The sequence below is a fragment of the Paenibacillus sp. FSL H8-0548 genome (assembly GCF_038630985.1).
Taxonomy (GTDB): domain Bacteria; phylum Bacillota; class Bacilli; order Paenibacillales; family Paenibacillaceae; genus Pristimantibacillus.
On the sequence record NZ_CP152049.1, the window covers coordinates 3749839 to 3770851 of the forward strand.

Here is a 21013-nt window from a genome sequence, read left to right on the forward strand (position 1 = left end):
TTATTTAAGAGCTCGCTGCGTTCAGAGCCCACCAGCCAAAACCCTTCGCAAAAACATCCCCGTGTACGATGCTGCTACTTCTGTAACCTGTTCTGGTGTTCCTTCAGCTACCAATGTGCCTCCAGCTGCACCGCCCTCCGGGCCGATATCGATAACCCAGTCGGATTCCCGAATCAGCTCTAGACTGTGCTCAACAACAACAACGGTATTGCCCGATTCGACCAGCTTATTCAGCAAAATATGAAGCTGCTTGATGTCTGACGGATGCAGTCCAGTTGTTGGCTCATCGAGTAAATATAATGTATGATTTTTTGACGGCTTGCTCAGCTCCTTCGCTAGTCTGATTCGCTGTCCCTCGCCGCCAGATAAGGTTTTGACTGATTGGCCCCATTTCAAGTAGCCAAGCCCAACCTCGCATAACATCTCGATTAAACCTGCAATCTTCGTCTCTGTCTTAAGAATCGGCAGGCTTTCCTGCACCGACATATTGAGCAGATCCGATATGGAATAGCCTTCATACTGAACCTGTAATACCTCGTCGGTAAATCGTCTGCCATTGCAGTCGTGACACCTGACTTCCAGATCGGGGAGGAAGTTCATGTCTAAAGATAACACGCCAAGTCCCTGACATGTCTCACAACGCCCTCCCGACGTGTTAAAGGAGAAATGTTTCGTTGTCAGTTTTCTTTTCTTGGCTTCTGGCAAGCCGGCAAACAGCTGGCGCAGCTGCGTAAACATATCGGTGTAGGTCGCGACATTTGAGCGCTGAATTCTTCCCATTGGAGATTGGTCAAAAATAACGATATTGCCGACCTGTTCTAAGCCCGTAATCTCCTGGCATCCCGTCTGGTCAAGACCATTCGCACTTCCTTGTGCTAGAATGTCGAAGACGAGCGTGGATTTTCCCGAGCCTGAAACTCCCGTTACCGATACTAGACAGCCAAGTGGAAAAGAAACCGCTGGTATATTGATATTTCGCGCTTGTGCCTGCCGAATCGTGATTTGCTGTCCGTTCCCTGTTCTGCGAATCCGAGTAGGGGGCTGCAGCCCTTCATCTCTTAAATAGGCGCCCGTAACAGAATGCTCACTGGCCATCAAATCCTCCAAGCTTCCTTCACCAACAACATTTCCGCCATTTAAGCCGGCACCTGGCCCGATATCGATAATATGATCAGCAGCGCGCATCATCTCAATATCATGCTCAATAACAAGTACTGTGTTGCCTAGATCACGAAGCTGTTGAAGCACTCGAATGAGACCGACAGTATCCCGAGGATGCAGGCCCGTTGTCGGTTCATCCAGAATATACAATACGCCTGTTAGGCCAGAACCAAGCAGCGATGCGAGCCGCAGCCGCTGTGTTTCCCCGCCAGAGAGCGTTACGGTCTGGCGGTTCATCGACAGATAGCCAAGACCGACATCTATAATTCGCTTTAGCCGCGTGGGAAGATCAGCAAGGATCGGCTCCAATAGATGCAGCCCTTCGGGTGGCAGCGCCGTTTGAAGACTGCTCGTCCACTCGAATAGCTCACCGAGCGACCAGTCCATCACATCGGAGATGGAAGCGTCTGCTACCTGTACAAGACGCACCTCTTCCTTGAGGCGTGCTCCCAGACATTCGGGGCAAAGCTGTTCTTGAAAAAATCCTCCCTCTTTTTCCTGGGCGCCTGCCTCCCCTTCTTTTTCTTTATAGCGTCTCCACAAACTGGGGATGACACCTTCGAATTTGGTGCCTTGGACTGCCTTCGCATTCGGATAATGACGCTTGAATGCTTCACTCTCGGCACCGCAGTATAATAAATCACGTTGAACCTCGCCAAGCTCTTTCAACGGCTGATCCGGATCTAATTCAAAGCCATAATGCTTGGCAGCAGCCATTAAAATACGAATTTGAATATCCCGATGGACGCCATTTAGAGAAGCTACTCCTCCATCACGCAAGCTAAGCTCGGGATTGAACACAGCAGCTTCATTTATACTGGCGACATGCCCAAGTCCACTGCACGCTCCGCATGCTCCTTCCGGCTTGTTGAAGGAGAAATGAGCCATTCCGAGCTTCTCAAGCTCTGCCCCGCAATGCGGACAGCCTATGGTTTGGGAGCCCCATCCCTCATCTTCCTCTGCCATTAAACCAGTCGGTTCAAAGGTTGGCGGAATGCTGCCGCTGCAAGAAGGACATATCCTCTCACCCAGTCTGGCAAAGATAAAGCGGATAAACGTGTAGATATCTGTCACGGTTCCAACTGTCGAGCGCGGATTTCGATTGGTGACATGCTGGCCCACACTGATGGACGGAGATAGTCCTTCAATGGAATCAACCTTCGGCTTGCCAATCGTATCTGCTGTCATTCTCATGGAGTCCATGTACTGTCTCTGGCATTCACGCTGGAGCGTATCCATAGCTAGTGTGGATTTACCTGATCCAGAAGGTCCTGTCAAAACAACCAGTTTATATTTAGGAATCGAAAGCGAAATGTTTTTTAAATTGTTTTCTCGGGCACCCTTAATTAATATGGTATCTTTCACAAATATCCCCCCCGCATTCAAATTCTAAATGACTTTGCAATTGATTAATGTTTCCGATACAATAAACTTTAATAATCCACTTCATCAAGTATCTCAATACTAAATATCTCGATAATCAAGATATAAACATCATAGAAGGAGGTTTGTCTTTTGTCAAGCCAACAACAGGGTCAGCCTACCGATCCGAAGGAAAATTTTGTTTTACTCATGCGTGGACTAGGAACACGGACCGTACAATACCAGCAAAATGTTGCTGCTTCTCTCGGGCTATACAATCATGATTTTATACCGGTCGATATTTTGCGTGAGAAAGGTCCAATCACCGCAGGGGAATTGTCCAAATTAACTGGTCTTGCTACAGGCAGTGTTACCGCATTAATTGATCGGCTTGAAAAAATCGGCTACGTTCGCAGACAAAATGACCCAAAGGACCGTCGAAAAGTGATTATTGTTCCTGAGTATGAAAATAAAGAAGAGGTTAGCAATACATACCAACCCCTGCACGATGCTATGATTAATCTGGCCTCTTCCTATACGGATGATGAACTTGCTCTTATTACGCAGTTTTTAAGCAAGGCTGGCACGGTTCTAGAAGAGCAGATTCATCAGCTCAGCTCCACGACAGATCAAAAATCCTCTTCTTGATCCTTGTATAGTAAGTTTAAAAAGGACGATATCCGGAAAGTCGCTAGACTTTCTGGATACCGTCCTTTTTCCTAATATCGATTACAAGCCGAGTCTCTGCCCTTTCTCTAAACGTACAATTTGCTGTTCACCCGTATTAGCGAGTTCCCTGAATTGATTGATCGTTTCACGCATTTTTGGAAGTGCCTCCTGCTTGTAAGTACTTATTGAATCTAAAGCTGACAGCACGTCGGTGAAAGCCACTTTTAATGTGTCTACAGAAATACTTGCTTCAAGGGATTGCTTGTGAATAGCGGCGCCTTGGTCTTTAAGCATTCTTGAGGTACCGCTGATAAGACTGTCCGTGGTTTGATTTAGAAGCTCGATCTTCTTCAGGACAATTCTTTGATTGTAGAGCGCACTGGCTACCGTTATTGAAATTTTTAAGGCAGATACGGTAACATTTCTAGCTCGGTCTACTCCTCTGATTAGCTCTTTATTATTTCTCATAACGACTTCAATAGCCATGATTCCTTGTTGATTGACAACCAGCATTTGCTGCAGGTCCATCACGCGCTGCCGCAGTGGAAACAATACTTCCTCTGTAATAAACCTGATTTTATCTTCAGACTCATTACGAATCTTGGCTGCTCCAATCTGGGATTCGATCTCTTCATCCATCAACATACCAAGCTGGATTTCCTTTTGAAGCTTCTTGGTGAGCTCCCGGAGTGCTTGCTGTTCAAATTCTAAAGTAGTATTGTCATTTCTTAATACGGACTTTCCTTTATCAAGCGAAATGATAATGTCCGAAATGACAGCATCTGCTTTTTGGTATTTGGCAAAGTAATTTCGCAAAGGGTTAAAGAACTTACCTAGAAAACCACTTTTTGCGAAATCAACAACACTGGGGTCCAAATCCTTCAACTGGAGATGCAGCTCAGTTAGGCCTTTGGCTACTTGACCGCCTTCATCCCCTGTTTTGGATAAATTCGCTACAGATACCTGCAAGAGGGAGTTTTTCTCCGAGGACGACCTCATCGAGCTTATGCCGAAGCTATCAATGGATTGCAAGACCTCCTTCCGCTTTTCCAATGATTCAATATTTAATTCCAAAATCGTTGTAACGTTGTTTAATGCCAGCTCCTTTAGCTGCAACACTTCCTCGGGGACCGGCTTTACTTCTTCTTCAATTGCAGACTTTAGCTTCTCAGGACTTACGACTTCCATAGTAAATGACATTTTTCCCCTCCTTAAAATAAAAATTACATCTGAACATTGAGCAGATTGCTGATTTTATATACAACATCGTCTGTATCTGCGTTAATACTTGCTGCCTCATTAATACTTGATATGCTTTGAAGCGCCTTAATATTTGCATTGTAGCCAATGGTGTACACTGGAATTTTGAATGTCTCAATTAATTCTCGTATATCCTTCAGTGAATGCCCTTCATTCGTTTCTCCATCACTAAGAACAAAGATCAGAGGCTTTAAATCAGGGTTTAAAGCTAACTCCTCCTGAAGCATTTTCATAGCGACCAAAATCCCATCAAATGTAGCTGTACCGCCGGCAGCCTGAAGGCTATTAATGGCTCCGACAAACATCGACTGCTGATTCGTATCGTACTTCCCTATAGGAAGATTGATGGAAACATTACTCGAATACGAAACAAATCCGATTCGATTCTCTCTGCCCAAATACTTTTGGCCTGTTAGCAGTGATTCTTTTAATCGGTTTAGCGGCTCACCACTCATGCTCCCGGATACATCGGCTACGAATACTGCCGCAATCGGTTTATTTCCATCCTTCTTTTCCTTCCATAGCTTCTGTGCCGAGGACAAGAGACTGCCATCAACAGCACTAAGCTCGGATTGATAATCGTTAAGGCCGTTAAAGCCTCTGTCGGCAGCTAAGCTCTGATATTTTTCTTGTTCAACAAACTCTGCAAATCTCTTCAAAATGTTTAGCTTATCCTGTGTTAAGCCGCCCAAAGCATAAAGCGGGCTATCATGCCGTACTCCAAAAGGTGTAAATACGTATCCGCTCTTCAAATCCGGCGCATTCACAAAGGTTTGATACTCCAGCACAAAGGCGTCGAGCATTCCAGACTTGGCTGCATCACGCATTTGCAATGTTGTGGACGCAATAAAGGGTACATTGGCCTGGAATCTTTCAAACCCTTGAACAGCCTTTTCCCCCAGCAAATCAGAGCTATCAAAGCTTTCAAGGGCGGTGACCAAAAAATTCAGCCCCGTCGAGCTAGCAAAAGGATCTGTATAGCCCATAGCCAGCTCATTATCCGCTATTGCATCTGTAATCGTCTTGACGTTTAAAGAACCGTATTTATCTACTAACTCATCATATTTTGTTTTTGTTGATACAATACCTGCGACATTGCCGACTAATCGTTTCGAAACAAGCAGTGTCTCGATCCCATTCGCTTTTACCATTTCTCCCCATAGCTCGTTTGAAGGAGTAAAGGCATCGGGTACATATTTACCAGATCTGATGTAATCTGCCGCAGTGCCTGAAGGAATATTGCGAATTTTGACGGATACAGCTTTCCCATCCAGCACAATATTGACATTATTGAAATCTGTTGCTACTTCATTTAACCAGCCATCATTGCCTGTTCCGGATTTTTCGGTGGATGAGAAAATTTCCACGAAATGATCCGTAGTATTCGCAACTGATATTGGGAACTTTGAGATATCGGGCAATGAGTCACCGGCAGCTGCAGGATCAAGGTCTATCTGACCCTTTATTAATTCTTCTGTCCTTACTGTGATGTTCTTATATAATTTATCCAAACGTTTCGTCGCATCTTCCGAAGTAACCTGTGTTTTGGTTTTGCCTAAATCAGATGTAAAAGTGATTCCTAAGTATACCAGCACGAAAACTACGATTGTAATCATTACTAATACGGTTATCGCTTTACCTTTACTGGCCATTCTCATCTCCCTTTCACTGCTTATAAAATTTAGTTTGCTTTATCAAAGCATCGATTTCCTTCATGCAGGGCATTTCTTCGACATCTCTATAATCCGCACTGCCGAGTAGTGTGATTTCCAGAAGCAGCTTATCCAGCTTAAGCAGTATCTCTTCATTTGCATCTAGATACCCTGTCACATAAGCAAAGTACTCATGGTATAGCGCTGTTTTTTCTTGCAACAGTTTATGAGAAGAATGCGTTAATTTTTGCTGGCTGACGAAAGTAGAGAACTCTGAAGCATCCAACACACTAAGCTTGTTGAGGATTCCTCTAATATTGAGGTAAAAAAGCTTTTCGACTTCATAGATGACAGAAATAAATTTTTTGAAGCTTAGCTCCGTTGGGTCAAATCGCTGCCGCAGTACGTTTAATATCGTGTCCTTCTTCTTTTCTATTCGATCCAGCTGATCGATAGCCAGGAAAATTTCTTTTTTTAAAACTTTTACATTACGGTACACGATAAGGGCATCTTTATAATCCTCATGTGTTTTTATGTTTTTGACAGATGTCATAGCTGCTGGCTTGAAAAGTGTGACATAGCTTCCATATAGCAGAACGATGGGACTTACAAGGAGTAAGGTTATGCCTGAAGCTGTCTCAATTGCACTTTCTCCCCCGATTTGCAATCCTAATAATCCTGGCGACAAAACGAAAATATTTAGAAATACGACGCAAGCTATTAGTCCGAGCAGCTTCATAATTCTCGAGCTATCCAAATTACGCACCTCCTCTACTATTGCATTGCGTATACCTATATATATGGCTTAGCTCTGCTATGAATTCTTTTTATCCTTACGGATTTCCTTAGCGCTAGCAAAATAAAAATCGCTCCACCCGAGAGGGAGGAGCGATTTTCTGCATCAAGAAGCTTTATTTAAGGTTCACTTTATCAAATTTCCCTACATATTTATCAAAACGATTGTAGACCTGCTGCGCTCTGGACACTCGATCAGGGAGCTCACGAAGTAATTCTTTGAAATATTCCAAGCCAGAAGCCGTAATTCGGTAAAATCGATTGTAACGATTGTCACCCTCCCAGTTGCGAAGCACATGTCCTTTATCGGCTAATGTTTTTAAACGTTGGCTTAGGTAGGCATCATTAACGCCAACATTGCCTCCGAGCACCTGAATAATACGCTGCTCTAATTCACTGGCATACAGCTGTCCGTTCTGAAGCTCAGAGAGGACAATGAAGTCAATGACTTGTTGAACTTTAACGACATGACCAAGGGATTCAGATTTTTCAATAGGATTCTCATTACGTGCCATATCATCCAACCTTTCCAATCGATCATTTCAATATTTAGCCTATCTTTCCATTATACTTCATATATGCCTGTTTACAATATACTTGTTAACACTCTTTCAATTCGCTATTATGCAGCATTTAATTCCACTGCGTACCTATCCCTATTCGCTAATCCCCTACTTCATCTATATCTAGAATACGATTAAAGACTAAAATCAAAATCAGTAGAAATGGAAAACCACAGTCCGAAGTAGTTGTCCACCCATTTCCTATACTATTTAAAGTATTTGATATGCTTTTTAGGGTGGGAACCTTAACAGGAACAGGTTAAAGTTTATATTATACGCTTGGCTTATGCAGGCAATTTATTTGCGGAGGTCTTGGAAATGACAACCAAACTTGGTACTGGTGCTTTTTATACAGAGAAATACCGTAATTTATTTGAGGAGTATGGTTATAGCAAAGAGGAAATTCAGACACGTGTTGAGAATACTTGGACGGAGTTATTTAACGGAGATGAGCTGACACGTATTTATTTCGAGTCTGAGGATGATATGGGATATTTGCTTGATACTGGAAACATTGATGTGCGTACAGAGGGTATGTCCTACGGGATGATGATGGCCGTCCAAATGGATCACAAAGAAACTTTCGATCGTATCTGGAAGTGGACAAAAACTTATATGTACATGACGGAGGGTGAAAATGCGGGGTATTTTGCTTGGTCATGTAATACCGATGGAACTAAACGTTCAAATGGCCCCGCGCCAGACGGTGAGGAGTACTTTGCGCTTGCCCTTTTCTTCGCGTCACACCGCTGGGGAGATGGAGCAGCGCCTTTCGATTATAGCGTCCAAGCTCGCAATTTGTTGCATAGCTGCGTACATAAAGGCGAAAATAACGACGGCAATCCGATGTGGGAGCCTTCCAATCAGTTGATTAAGTTTATTCCTGATTGTCACTATTCAGATCCGTCCTATCATCTGCCGCACTTTTATGAATTGTTCGCGCTTTGGGCAAATCCAGTAGATCGCAGCTTTTGGAAGCAAGCGGCAGCCGCAAGCCGTAATTATCTCCAGCTTTCATGCCATCCGGTCACCGGTCTCGCGCCCGAGTATGCTTATTATGACGGAACGCCGAATAATGAACGCGGCTACGGGCATTTTTTCAGCGACTCCTATCGCGTTGCTGCGAATATCGGCTTGGATACAGAATGGTTCGGCGTTGATGAATGGCAGCAGATGGAAGCGAACCGAATTCAAGCCTTTTTCTCTGGCATTGATCCTTCCGATTATAGGCGCTATACGATAGCAGGAGAGCCATTTGATGAGAAGTCGCTTCATCCCGTTGGATTATTGGCGACGAACGCAATGGCCTCACTTGCTTCAGCAGATGGACCGTATGCCAAATCTAGTGTTGAACTGTTCTGGAATACCCCTCTTCGTACTGGTGAGCGCCGCTATTATGACAATTGTCTTTATTTGTTCGCCATGCTTGCACTTAGCGGTAATTTCAGAATGTGGATGCCTGAACAACAGATTTAGTTCGCATTAATAATGATCAGCTAATTTTATGCATATGTTTTCAAAAAAATAGAACCTGCATGAGATGCAGGTTCTATTCGGGATGTTTTAGATTGATCTCAATCACTATTCATTCCTATCACGTGGAATACTGATTTTCTTTGACCATGTTTTTCCACCATCTGTTGTCCTGTAAACAGCAGAATCAGTTATACTTGTATCTGCCATCCATCCTAGATCCTTGCTTGTAAAGGAAATAACACTCTCATAACCTCTGATTGGCTTAAGATTTGACCATGTTTTTCCTGCATCTAATGAACGGCCAATACCAATGACCTCGCCCGCAGGAGAAAAAGCTCCAAGAATCGCTGCTCCATCAACCAATTCAAAATTGCTTGGATGACCGCCCGGCGAAGCAGGTCCTTCCTTCACAACTCCTTCTGCGCCGCCAGGAGCAGCACCTCCTCCTGCAGTAGCCTGACTGATTACTTTTCGCCAATTAGATCCGTTGTCTGAAGAGGCATAAAGAGAATAAGATTGCTGAGACATTCCTGCGCCTCCATAAAACTCTGCCCAAACCTCACTGCCGCTTGTGTGAATTTCCCCTCCACTGATTTCATCAGATTTCACCGATAATTTTGTTGTCCATGTCTCGCCTCCATCCAATGTTCTGGAGAGCTTGTATCCAAAACCCGGGACTACGATTAAAATCCAACCATTCTTCGCATCTTTAAAGTTTGCATAACGAGTATTGGGTAATGTTGAAATTTTGGTCCATGTGTTCCCGCCGTTCGAGGTCTTATAGGCAAAAGCTCTCGTGTAGCCAAAGCCGTTTTGATCATCGATAAAATGGATACGCTCGAGTTCTAAAGTGCCGGTTCGTATTTTCGTGAAGGTACTTCCACCGTCAGACGTATAAATAAGAGCGTTCGGTCCCGTTCTTGAAGACCTAGCAAGTGCCCAGCCAGTAGTATTCGATAAAAATTCAAGCTGAGTAAACTGCCACGTCCCAGTGTAGATCGATTGCCAGGATGATCCTGCATCCGAGGTTCCGAGCAGAAATCCGTTACCTGCTGCACGGCCGGTTGAGCCGTTAAGAAATTGAATAGCGCTGAAGTGGTACGGTAGGTCCCCTGCGGGAGTACCGCTGAATAGATTATTTGCACTCGTTCCTTCAGATGCTTGTGTGACGGATACAGAAGATAGCAGACCCACCGCCAGCACCGCTGCGACTATCCTTCGTTTGAATTTAAATAGATTCATCATATGCCTCCTTCGGAAATTTAAACTATATTTTTTCCTTGCATAGAATAAACTACCCTTCCTCGGAGTAAACGAAACTTGCGAGAGCTATATCCTATATGCCATCAACAAAAAAAAGCAGTCCATCAATACCAGAAGGTACGATGAACTGCTTTTTTTGTTTCGGAATTGGCTTAACGCCCAAAGGTGGAACGGGTCCACGCGACTTGCATGCCAGCACGCTCCATATTCCGTTGACTGGAAGATCCAAAGCGAGCTTGCGCTACCACAAGCTCACATCCCGCCAGCTGTGCTTCAAACATCCGATGGTTTAAAAGTGCGGTTTGCAGCCCTTGATTACGGTATGGCGGAGCAGTTGCTGCTAATGTGCAGGAGGCAATGCCTCCGTTAATATACATCACTCCGACACCAGCAGGCACATCGTTTAAATAAGCCAAAAAGATTTTCCAGCCTTCTCGATTCAATAACCCGATGTTATTATTCACAAAATGATGCTTATCGGCTAAGGACATGCCAGAGCCTAAACAATGAATTTCAGCATAATGCTCAAAATGCTGTTCACTATCTACTTCAATAATGCGAATATTAGACGGCTCTGTTGCTCTATTCTCTCGTGGCAATCCGTATAGCACGGAGTGAAACCCATTTTGGTAAAAACCTAGCGCAGAGATCTTTTTGAATAGGTTAGCTGAGCAATGCACCGGATTTAGATCGATTTGGAAAGACCTGTCTCTAGCTGCGAAGAATGCTGCAATATCCTCTAAATAGCTGCTGTCCTCATCGGATAATCCCTTTGCACAATTAAAAATGGTCCATGGCATAGTTTTGATATAATAAGCGATTGTCTTGCCGAAGGCTTTAATTACGACACCTTCCGGATTCCCCTCTCGCTCGCCAATCGAGCTAATTCTTGACGTTAAATAATTGATTTCAGACTGTTGTATCCGCAGGGAAAGCTCTTCATCCATTACAGGGAGCAGCATAGTGGAATCTTCCTCACATTCAACTGGATTTTGAATTATGAAACCTAATCATCAATTAGTATTCCTTATTGGTTCAAAATCAGCTTTAATCCTTCAATTTTCAGCTGATCCATCCGAATAACCCAATCCTTAAACGCTTCATAGGTCTCGTCAGAGAAACCGAACTGCTGCTTCATTTCCATAGCAATTTTCTTTTCATCGTCGTTATAATCTCCATCAACAAATATGAGCAGCAATATTTCCGCAAAGAAAATATGTTTCACATGCTCATCCTTCAGGTTGCCTATAATATCGGAAAGGTGCTTCTCAGATGAAAAGCTGGTCTCTGTCTGCTGGATTTCCATTTCTTCCATATAGGACTGCAGATAGCCTCTTTCTTTTTTATGCACGAATCCATCCGCATTTGCTACAAGATAAGCTAATTCGAGAAAAGCTACTTTATGTTCCTTCGATTGTAAAAAATGCAAAAACAAGCGATTCACTCCCTAGTTTCAAAAAATGACTGTCTATAACTCTTATTCGACGCAGAGTGATACATTCCTACAATCATTTATGTCGTTTTCTTTTTTCTTATATGTTTAGTGCTCCTTCCTTTTTGTTTACATGTTTAAGAAAGGGACGGTGAGTGCTGATGCTACGAAATTCTAGTACAATGCAATTTTTCAAAGGTTTATACGGTCGCTTCAAAGATGATGATGTTCCAGCATTAGGAGCACAGCTTACCTATTATTTAATTCTATCGTTTTTTCCATTTCTTATTTTCTTGGTTAGCCTGCTCGGATTTATCGAGCTATCGGGAGATAGCGTCATCGCAGAGTTCATTCGCCTGCTCCCTTCTGATGCGAGCAAGATGATTACAGATATACTGGCGGAAGTGGTGAATAACGGCAGCGGGACCCTGCTCTCTATCGGGATGATCGCAACGCTTTGGTCAGCCTCTAACGGTATTAATGCTATTATTAAAGGCTTAAATAAGGCTTATGACATTAAAGAGCAGCGTCCCTTCTGGAAGGTACGAGGCATCTCACTGGTTACGACTATTTTTCTCGTTGTGGTCATTGCTTTGGTCATGCTGCTGCTCATTTTAGGCAAAGCTTTTGGTCAATATCTATTTGAATGGCTGAATGCTCCAAACAGCTTTCAGTGGATATGGAGCGTTCTTACCTATGCTATTCCGATTGCCGCCATGATTGGTGCGTTTACTCTCCTTTACTGGATTGTACCAAGCCGAAAGCTTGCGCTCAGAGAGGTGCTTCCAGGCAGCATCTTCACAACCTTCGGCTGGATGATTACTTCGCTGCTTTTTCAACTATACATGAACAGCTTCGGCAATTATTCAAAAACCTATGGCAGTCTGGGAGGAATGATCATTTTATTAATTTGGCTCTACATAAGCGCAATCATCATCATTCTTGGCGGTGAGATCAATGCTACATTAGCGGCTAAGAATGTACGTACACCGCACAAAGAGGCTGCTCAGCATTGGCAGTTCTAAGTCGGCTTGAAACTTGATTTGTTCACGCAGAAGAACCTCGCAGTGATTTGGGCATATGCTGAATCATCTGATATCGAGGAGTAATGTTATGTATTCCAATGAACAAAATAAGTTGAACGGAATGAATCCGTTTATTCATCCATATACCACCTTCCTTCAATGGAGAGCACCTTACCTGCCGCTTACCTTCGTTCTTGTGCATGGTGCATGGGCGGATGCCAGCTTTTGGGATGAAACCGCATTTGAATTACGCAAAATGGGCCATATCGTCTATACGCCAGAATATGCAGGACACGGTGCTGACACTAATAAAAACGTTACACATGGGATGATAACGAAATCCGTGGTTGATTTTATAGTCGGAAATAATCTTCAGCAGATTATTCTTGTTGGACATAGCTTCGGAGGCTCGGTCGTTCAGAAGGTGGCAGAGCAAGTTCCAAGCCGAATCAAACGGCTCGTTTTCTGGGATGCCTTTGTGCTGAATGATGGTGAGGCAGTAGCAGATGAGTTTCCAGAAGCAGCTAATTCATTTTTTCAGCAGCTAAGAGAAAGCTCTGGCAATGATACCATTATGCTTCCCTTCCCATTTTTTCGTGACACGTTTGTAAATATAGCGCCACTAGAGGTAGCACTGCAAATTTACAGTAAAATAACGCCTGAGCCTGCTAAGCCATTTTACGAGAAACTAGATCTCAAGAAATTTTATAGTCTCAGCATACCTAGGAGCTACATCTACTTTACAGAAGACAATGTATTGCCTCAATTCAATGCGAATTATGGATGGCATCCTCATATGTCCAGTAGACTCGGAATATTTCGATACATTCAAGGCAATAGCGATCATATGTCAGCAACAAAGATGAATCCGGCAATGCTAGCTCAAAAAATCTATGAAGCAGGAAGAGATTGATGTAACAAAAAAAAGAGCAAGCAGCCTGATTGAGGCAGCTTGCTCTTTACGATTTATTATCATTATGGAACATATTGCTGCACGATTCGAGAGATCTCTCCATCCTTCACAGTCAAATGATAGGGAAAGCTCTTCATATCCAAATCATCCTCAGTATTGATCAGTTCAACGAATTTCTCAACAGTGATAGACTCATTCCATACGATATCTGCCTCTAGCACGTTTCCAGTACGATTGTATAATTGCATCAATACCTCCGCATCCTCGGCGATCACCAAATCATGCAAAGTTTCATCATCATTAATGATGTAATAATCGTTTGGGGGTCCATCAAGCTCCTCGCTGCCTTCTCGCTCAAGGAACTTCTCAGTTGCTTCAGAGCCTTCATACCAATTGATTTGATCAACAGACAAGTGATAGCGGTCATTCTTCAGTTGTACACGATCAATATAGCCCGTCTCCATTTCCGGGGTTTGTTCTACCGGTACATAATCACGGCCTCCCGTCGGCGCAAAGCTAAAGGCCGTGAGACAAGCTATCGCAACTAATGCGATCATTGTATATTTTTTCATAGCGCAGACGCTCCTTTTATATGGTCTATATTCTTATTCTGCTTACTTATAGTTTATAACGAATCCAGTGTGAAATAAGTTACAGAAAAGCTACAAAAAAAATAAAAACCTGTGTCATGCGCAGGCTTTCATTCATATGACAAAAAGATCGACAAACTGCTGCACGGACGTTTGCTCTAATGACTGCTGATTTTTGCACAGCTCCAGTATTTCAAGTGTTTGCTTAGCAGGAAAACGGCTTTTTAAATTCGTTTCGAATTTTTGGATAAGCTGCGGAATGGCCTCTTCGCGTCTGCGCCGATGCCCGATGGGATACTCGATCTCTACACGATCCGAAGCGGTTCCATCCGTGAAAAAAATCTGAATCGCATTCGCAATGGAGCGTTTATTCTCATCCATATAATCAAGTGAATAGGCCGCTTCTTCCATTGTAATCATTTTGCTGCGCAGCTCATCAATTCTTGGATCGAGCGCAGACTCTTCTTCATAATGGTCAGCCGTTAAATTCCCATAAAGCAGAGCAATAGCTACCATATATTGAAGACAATGATCACGATCCGCAGAATTATGAAGCGGCCCTGTTTTGTCTATGATTCGCAAAGCTGACTCATGGGTAGTAAGGACAATTTTATCGATCTCATCTAATCTGCTCCGTATAAGCGGATGAAGCAAGATGGCACATTCCACAGCCGTTTGACCGTGAAACTCCGCAGGAAACGAAATTTTAAACAATATGTTTTCCATCACATAGCTTTCAAATTTACGATTTATAGAAAATGGATTGCCTTTAAACAAAACATCATAAAATCCCCATCCTGGTGCGGTAAGCGCAGATGTGTAGCCCATTTCTCCCTTTAATGCCAAGAGCGACAGACGTACAGCTCGGCTTGTTGCATCTCCGGCTGCCCATGATTTGCGTGTTCCCGTATTGGGAGAGTGCCGGTAGGTGCGAAGGGGATGCCCGTCAAGCCAAGCATGGGAAACCGCAGCAGCTATCTCGTCCTTTGATCCCCCTAGCAAAGCGGTTACAACTGCTGTGGAGGCAACCTTCACCAAAATGACATGATCGAGCCCGACTCGGTTAAAGCTGTTCGCAAGAGCAAGAACACCTTGAATTTCATGCGCTTTAATCATGGCACTAAGCACATCGCGCATCGTTAGCGGAGCTTTGCCTTCGGATATATTTTTCCTGCTTATATAATCAGCTGCTGCGAGAATACCCCCTAAATTGTCGGATGGATGTCCCCATTCTGCCGCAAGCCAAGTGTCGTTATAATCGAGCCAGCGAATCATACAGCCAATATTAAAAGCAGCTGTAATCGGATCAAGCTGAAAGCTGGTTCCCGGAATCCGCGCCCCATGCGGTGTCACTGTTCCCGGGACGACAGGCCCTAATAGCTTCGTGCATTCGGGATATCTTAGCGCAAGAATACCACAGCCTAGTGTATCCATAAGGCAATACCGAGCAGTCTCGTAGGCTTCATCGCTTTCGATTCTGTAAGCTGCAGCATACTCTGCAATCTCAACGATCACGCGGTCAAATTCTGTTCTTATGTTGCTAGTATTTATTAACATAAGATAGGTTCCTCCTCCGAGAGTTAGGATCGTTCCATGATCGGAAGCCACGGTAAACGCTCCGGTCCCGTGTAAGCAGCATTTGGCCGAATGAGCCTGTTGTGAGCACGCTGTTCAATGATATGTGCGGACCAACCGCTAATCCGGGACATAACGAAAATAGGGGTGAAAAATGGCGTCGGTATGCCAAGTAAATGATAGGCTGATGCGCTATAGAAGTCTAGGTTTGGAAATAGCCCCTTCTGACTGCGCATAATGGACTCGATTCGTTCGGAAATTTCATAGAGTCGTGTACTTCCGGCATCCTCCGATAATCGTTTCGACCATTGTTTGATTCTATCTGATCTTGGATCACGGATGGTATAAACACGATGGCCGAAGCCCATAATTAACTGCTTCTTTGACAGCATTTGAAGCAATCCGCTTTCGGCTTCATCTGGACTAGCAAATCGCTTTATTAGATCCATCGCTGCTTCATTCGCGCCGCCATGAAGATTCCCGCGCAGCGTACCTATGCCTGTTGTCACTGCGGAGTAAAAATCGGACAATGTCGCTGATGTAACCCGCGCAGCAAAGGTTGAAGCATTGAATTCATGCTCTGCATATAGAATGAGAGAAGCGTCGAGTGCTTTCTCATGGAGCCTGCTTGCCTTTACGCCATGAAGCAGCTGCAGAAAATGACCTGCAATACTGTCATCATCCGTGTCAGTCTCTATTCGAATGCCGCTTGTATGATAATGATGCCAATAAAGCAGCATCGAGGCGCTGCATGATAGCAGGCGATCAGCAATATCGTACTGACTATTGCCTGCCTCTTCCGGCTCTAAGGCGCCCAGCGCCGAAACAGCTGTTCTCAGCACATCCATCGGATGCGTGCTCATAGGGAGCAGCTCCAAAATAGCCATTAGGCTTGCAGGAAGACTGCGAAGAGCACGCAGCTTGCCCTTATACGCCATCAGCTCAGATACATTCGGCAGCTTGCCATAGATGAGCAAATAAGCCGTTTCTTCAAAGGAGCCGTAGCTCACGAGATCCTCAATTGCATAGCCCCGATAGGTGAGTTCTTTGCCTTCCTTGCCGACAGTAGAAATAGCTGTTTGCCCCGCGATTACATCTGCGAGTCCGCCTGTTTTTTTAGTCGCCATCGCTTTTGTCCTCCTCACGACTGCTATACAGCTGATCAAGCTTCTCCTCATAGCTGAAATAGTCTAGAAAATCATAAAGCTCAGCCCTCGTTTGCATCTGTTCTAGAACCGTTTTTTGCGTACCCTCGCGTCTGATTGTCTGGTAGACCTGCAGCGCGGCGGCGCTCATCGCTCGAAAGGCCGATAACGGATAAAGAGCTAGACTGACGCCAGCGCTTCTTAGCTCCTCGGTAGTATAAAGCGGGGTTTGGCCAAATTCTGTGATGTTCGCTAGAATGGGCACCTTGACCGCATCGGCAAAAGCACGGTAATCCTCGAGTCTTGCAACCGCTTCAGGGAAAATCATATCGGCACCAGCCTCGACGCATGCACATGCCCTCTCGATCGCAGCATTTAATCCCTCGACTGCCAGTGCATCTGTACGAGCCATAATAACGAATTGTGAATCCTCCTTGGCGTCCGCCGCAGCTCTGATTCGATCGACCATCTCTTCTTGACGCACGATCGCTTTATTAGGTCGGTGACCGCATCTCTTGTCGGCAATTTGATCCTCGATATGGACACCTGCAGCTCCTGCTCGGGTCATAAGCTTTATCGTGCGAGCGATTTGAAAAGCGCCGCCAAAGCCCGTATCCACATCAACTAGCAAAGGCTGCTCGGTCGCGCTTGTAATTCTCCTAACCTCCTCAAGACTGTCCTGCAGCGTTGTTATGCCCAGATCCGGCAAGCCAAATGCTGCATTCGCTACGCCTGCGCCAGATAGATATAAAGCTCGAAACCCTACTCTCTCCGCCATAATTGCCGAATAAGCATTTATCGTTCCAGCCACCTGCAGCGGCTTTTCGAGTGTTAGCGCTTTACGAAGTCGATCTCCAGCTGAATGACCCATTCCCACCACCGCCTTCTGAGAAAAAAAACGATCACTTAAGAATTTTGCTGCTAATGACAATTCGATGGATTTCATTCGTGCCCTCATAAATCTGTGTCGCCTTGGCATCCCGGAACAGTCGCTCCAAAGGCAGCTCCTTCATACATCCCGCTAAACCAAATAAAGAAATCGCCGCATCGGTCACTGCAACAGCTGTGTCGGATGCGAACATTTTGGCAATGGAAGCCTCCTTCGTACAAGGCAAATCCATTTGACGCAAATATGCCGCTTGGTATACAAGCAATCTCGATGCCTCCACCTGAGCAGTCAAATCGGCTAGCACAGCATAGCTCGGTTTATAAAGTGGTCGTTTTTTTTCTGTACCGCTTACTAGAGGTAGAAACTGCTTCTCGAGCTGCTGCAATGCTGACTCCGCAATTCCGAGCGCCTGCGCTGCAATTCCGATTCGACCGCCATCAAGTGAAGCTTTTGCAATTGTAAAGCCTTCCCCTTCTTTGCCAAGTCGCTGAGATAAAGGTACTTTAAGCTGATCAAATATGACTTCACAGGTGCTAGAGCCGTGCAAGCCTAGCTTTTTTTCTTTTCTGCCGATGGTCAGTCCTTCCATATCTCCTTCTACAATAAATGCAGTAATTCCGCGTGAGCCCATAGTCGAATCAGTAACCGCAAAGGTGACATACGTATTTGCAGCGCCAGCGTTCGTAATAAAAAGCTTTGAACCATTTAGTATATAGTGCTCACCGTCTAGTACAGCTGAAGTGCGGATAGCGGCTGCATCCGATCCAGCACTGGCCTCCGTTAATGCGAAAGCACCCAACCACTGCCCAGCGGCAAGCTTACTTACATATTTAGAAATTTGAGCTTCTGTACCATATTGCAAGATAGGGAGAGTGCCGACAGAAGTATGAACGGAGAGAATAACACCAACGGCTGCACTTATTTTGGAAATTTCATGGATAGCTATGATGTAAGAAATATAATCGGCTCCTGCGCCTCCCCATTGAGGCTCGATAGGAAGGCCCATAAAACCGAGCTCTGCCAACCTAGCAATAAGCCGACTCGGAAATTCATCCTTTTGCTCCATAATTGGAACAGCCGCGGCAAGCTCAGTCTCAGCGAATTGCCGAACCACTCTTTGCAGCTCTGCTTGCTGCTGCGTAAATCGGAGCTCCACAACTCATCACTCCTTCCAGACCAACCTCTCATCTCTGTTAGGAATACAAGTAAAACCCGCGACCTGACTTGCGTCCCAGCCAACCCGCCTGCACATATTGGCGCAGCAGCGGACAGGGCCGATATTTGGAATCGCCAAAGCCCTGCTGCAGAGTCTCCATAATCGCTAAACAGGTATCAAGGCCAATGAAATCAGCAAGCGCGAGCGGTCCCATCGGATGATTCATTCCGAGCTTCATAATTTGGTCGATCGCCTCTGGTTCAGCGACACCTTCATAAATCGCATAAATCGCTTCATTAATCATCGGCATAAGAATGCGATTAGCGATAAAACCTGGAAAGTCCTTCGCCTCTACAGGTGTTTTGCCTAGAGCTTGTGTCAGCTTCTTCACTTTTACACGCGTTTCTTCAGTGGTTGCAAGCCCACTTATGATCTCAACCAGCGGCATCACAGGGACAGGGTTCATAAAGTGCATGCCGATGACGAGCCCCGGCCGCGATGTTGCAGAAGCAATGTCCGTAATGGATAAGGACGAGGTATTGGTTGCCAAAATCGTATCTGCCTTGCATATGCGATCCAGTTTTTTAAACAACGACTTCTTAATTTCCATTTGCTCGGGAGCCGCTTCAATGACAAGGTCTACAGACTCGGCATTTTTCAGGCTTATAGTAGGTGTAAGCTTTGCAAGAAATTGTTCGCGCTGCTCCTTGGTCAGCTTTTCCTTATCCACAAGCCGTTTTAAGGATTCCTCAATCAAGCTCATTCCCCGATTAACCGCAGCATGCTTAATATCGTAGAGCGTCACCTCTCCACCGCTTTGGATAAGCGTCTGAGCAATGCCGCAGCCCATTTGGCCGGCTCCAATCACCATCGTTTTTTGCAGCACATTCATCGTCTTCATCACCTCGGCATTAGCCTTGTACCTCTATCATTACCGCATCTCCCTGCGCCCCGCCGCTGCAAATAGCCGCTATGCCAAGACCGCCGCCTCTGCGCCGCAGCTCATTGACCAAGGAAAGTAAAATTCGAGCACCGCTAGCGCCTATTGGGTGGCCAAGAGCTATAGCTCCTCCATTTACGTTTACCTTTTCTGTGTCCCAGTCCAGTATTTTCCCGCAGATTAATACAACCGAAGCAAACGCTTCGTTCACCTCAAACAAGTCGATATCCTCGATCGAAGCGCCGGTTTTGCGCAGCAGCTTCTGAATGGCCAGCGCTGGTGCTGCAGCCAAATATGGCGGCTCCGTTCCAATCGTGCTATGCCCGATAATTTTGGCTAGCGACTGACTTCCTGTTCGGATCGCCTCTTCATTAGACATTAATACGAGGGCCGCAGCACCATCATTGACACCGGGAGCATTGCCTGCTGTAATCGTACTGTTCACATTATGAATCGGCTTTAGCCGAGCAAGCTGTTCTAGGCTTGCATCCGGTCGCGGCGACTCATCAAGGTTAGGCAGTGAGCCTCGTGACTGAGAAACCCCTGTAATTTCCTCAGCGAAAAAGCCTTGTTGTATAGCAGCGCTCGCACGCACATGGCTTCGGAGTGCCCAAGCATCCTGCTCAGACCGACTAATGCCATGTTCAGATGCGTTTTGATTGCCGTGTACAGCCATTAGAACGTCATCAAAGGGACAAAGTAAGCCATCATGCAGCAGCAGATCAGTTAGCTCCGTATGGCCTAACCGGCTTCCCCATCTTGCTGTTCGGACGGCAAACGGTGTTTGGCTCATGCTCTCCATTCCACCAGCAACGATCGTGTCCGCATCTCCTGCCCGTATAATTTGCTCTGCCAAGGTAATGGCACGCAGTCCTGAGGCGCATACTTTATTAATCGTATCAGAAGGCACCTGCCAATCCAGTCCGGCAAGCCTTGCTGCTTGTCGTGCAGGATTCTGTCCACAGCCCGCTTGCAGCACCATACCCATCATGACCACATCAACTTGGGCAGCCTTAATTCCGCTCTGCAGCATTGCTCCGTTGATCGCTGCTGCTCCGAGCTCAACTGCCTTAACATCCTTAAACATGCCGCCTAGTTTTCCGAATGCGGTTCTTTGTCCGCCTACGATGACGGTATGACGCATAAC

19 protein-coding genes are annotated in these 21013 nt (G+C 45.3%); 4 read left to right on the forward strand and 15 right to left on the reverse strand.

Annotation, left to right across the window (positions count from 1 at the left end; translation table 11 throughout):
* Nucleotides 1–21 precede the first annotated feature (21 nt).
* On the reverse strand, nucleotides 22–2526 hold the full coding sequence (uvrA, locus tag MHI37_RS15950) for an excinuclease ABC subunit UvrA (RefSeq protein WP_076334790.1): 2505 nt from the start codon (nucleotides 2524–2526) through the stop codon (nucleotides 22–24).
* Between the two features lie 150 nt (nucleotides 2527–2676).
* On the opposite strand from uvrA, the gene MHI37_RS15955 reads away from it, so the two are divergent.
* A complete protein-coding gene (locus MHI37_RS15955) occupies nucleotides 2677–3171 on the forward strand; it encodes a MarR family transcriptional regulator (RefSeq protein ID WP_083676025.1) in 495 nt (164 codons plus the stop codon).
* An 81-nt stretch (nucleotides 3172–3252) separates the two neighbouring features.
* Here the strand turns inward: MHI37_RS15955 and MHI37_RS15960 are convergent, their stop codons facing one another.
* The 4 genes from MHI37_RS15960 to MHI37_RS15975 form a co-directional block, all read right to left on the reverse strand.
* Nucleotides 3253–4392: a toxic anion resistance protein gene (locus MHI37_RS15960; RefSeq protein WP_076334789.1), complete on the reverse strand. Its 1140-nt coding sequence runs from the start codon at nucleotides 4390–4392 to the stop codon at nucleotides 3253–3255.
* A 23-nt stretch (nucleotides 4393–4415) separates the two neighbouring features.
* Nucleotides 4416–6104, reverse strand: coding sequence for a VWA domain-containing protein (locus MHI37_RS15965; protein ID WP_076334788.1), 1689 nt, complete (start codon nucleotides 6102–6104; stop codon nucleotides 4416–4418).
* A 13-nt stretch (nucleotides 6105–6117) separates the two neighbouring features.
* Nucleotides 6118–6771 (reverse strand): hypothetical protein, encoded by a 654-nt coding sequence (locus tag MHI37_RS15970; RefSeq protein ID WP_306010652.1) that lies wholly within the window; start codon nucleotides 6769–6771, stop codon nucleotides 6118–6120.
* Nucleotides 6772–7015: 244 nt separating this feature from the next.
* Nucleotides 7016–7414 carry a PadR family transcriptional regulator gene (locus tag MHI37_RS15975; protein WP_076334786.1) on the reverse strand — a complete coding sequence of 133 codons (399 nt, stop codon included), beginning with the start codon at nucleotides 7412–7414 and terminating at the stop codon, nucleotides 7016–7018.
* Between the two features lie 366 nt (nucleotides 7415–7780).
* On the opposite strand from MHI37_RS15975, the gene MHI37_RS15980 reads away from it, so the two are divergent.
* Entirely contained in the window at nucleotides 7781–8938 is a 1158-nt protein-coding gene (locus tag MHI37_RS15980; RefSeq protein ID WP_179090125.1) for a glycosyl hydrolase family 8, read from the forward strand.
* 105 nt (nucleotides 8939–9043) lie between these two features.
* On the opposite strand, the gene MHI37_RS15985 is transcribed toward MHI37_RS15980, so the two are convergent.
* From MHI37_RS15985 to MHI37_RS15995, 3 genes are all read right to left on the reverse strand, one after another.
* Nucleotides 9044–10183 (reverse strand): hypothetical protein, encoded by a 1140-nt coding sequence (locus MHI37_RS15985; RefSeq protein ID WP_144023581.1) that lies wholly within the window; start codon nucleotides 10181–10183, stop codon nucleotides 9044–9046.
* A gap of 170 nt (nucleotides 10184–10353) precedes the next feature.
* Nucleotides 10354–11163 (reverse strand): GNAT family N-acetyltransferase, encoded by an 810-nt coding sequence (locus MHI37_RS15990; protein ID WP_076334784.1) that lies wholly within the window; start codon nucleotides 11161–11163, stop codon nucleotides 10354–10356.
* A 65-nt stretch (nucleotides 11164–11228) separates the two neighbouring features.
* Complete coding sequence (locus MHI37_RS15995; protein WP_342556492.1) at nucleotides 11229–11645, reverse strand: TerB family tellurite resistance protein; 417 nt, start codon at nucleotides 11643–11645, stop codon at nucleotides 11229–11231.
* A gap of 149 nt (nucleotides 11646–11794) precedes the next feature.
* Here MHI37_RS15995 and MHI37_RS16000 point away from each other — a divergent pair, with 149 nt between their 5' ends.
* Both MHI37_RS16000 and MHI37_RS16005 read left to right on the forward strand, forming a co-directional pair.
* Entirely contained in the window at nucleotides 11795–12658 is an 864-nt protein-coding gene (locus MHI37_RS16000; protein WP_083676037.1) for a YihY/virulence factor BrkB family protein, read from the forward strand.
* A gap of 88 nt (nucleotides 12659–12746) precedes the next feature.
* The gene (locus MHI37_RS16005) at nucleotides 12747–13571 is read left to right on the forward strand and encodes an alpha/beta fold hydrolase (protein WP_256709563.1); all 825 of its coding nucleotides are present in this window, start codon (nucleotides 12747–12749) and stop codon (nucleotides 13569–13571) included.
* Between the two features lie 62 nt (nucleotides 13572–13633).
* On the opposite strand, the gene MHI37_RS16010 is transcribed toward MHI37_RS16005, so the two are convergent.
* From MHI37_RS16010 to MHI37_RS16040, 7 genes are all read right to left on the reverse strand, one after another.
* On the reverse strand, nucleotides 13634–14143 hold the full coding sequence (locus tag MHI37_RS16010; protein ID WP_076334781.1) for a hypothetical protein: 510 nt from the start codon (nucleotides 14141–14143) through the stop codon (nucleotides 13634–13636).
* A 132-nt stretch (nucleotides 14144–14275) separates the two neighbouring features.
* Nucleotides 14276–15718, reverse strand: a complete 1443-nt coding sequence (locus MHI37_RS16015) for a bifunctional 2-methylcitrate dehydratase/aconitate hydratase (protein WP_076334780.1) — start codon at nucleotides 15716–15718, stop codon at nucleotides 14276–14278.
* Nucleotides 15719–15741: 23 nt separating this feature from the next.
* Nucleotides 15742–16863, reverse strand: a complete 1122-nt coding sequence (gene prpC / locus MHI37_RS16020) for a 2-methylcitrate synthase (protein ID WP_076334779.1) — start codon at nucleotides 16861–16863, stop codon at nucleotides 15742–15744.
* Nucleotides 16853–17827: a methylisocitrate lyase gene (gene prpB, locus MHI37_RS16025; RefSeq protein WP_256709557.1), complete on the reverse strand. Its 975-nt coding sequence runs from the start codon at nucleotides 17825–17827 to the stop codon at nucleotides 16853–16855. Before prpB ends, prpC begins: the two co-directional genes overlap by 11 nt.
* A complete protein-coding gene (locus tag MHI37_RS16030; RefSeq protein ID WP_076334778.1) occupies nucleotides 17784–18926 on the reverse strand; it encodes an acyl-CoA dehydrogenase family protein in 1143 nt (380 codons plus the stop codon). The genes prpB and MHI37_RS16030 overlap by 44 nt, the downstream gene beginning before the upstream one ends.
* Before the next feature lie 37 nt (nucleotides 18927–18963).
* Nucleotides 18964–19818, reverse strand: a complete 855-nt coding sequence (locus MHI37_RS16035; protein ID WP_076334777.1) for a 3-hydroxybutyryl-CoA dehydrogenase — start codon at nucleotides 19816–19818, stop codon at nucleotides 18964–18966.
* A gap of 19 nt (nucleotides 19819–19837) precedes the next feature.
* The gene (locus MHI37_RS16040; protein ID WP_076334776.1) at nucleotides 19838–21010 is read right to left on the reverse strand and encodes an acetyl-CoA C-acetyltransferase; all 1173 of its coding nucleotides are present in this window, start codon (nucleotides 21008–21010) and stop codon (nucleotides 19838–19840) included.
* Nucleotides 21011–21013 lie beyond the last annotated feature (3 nt).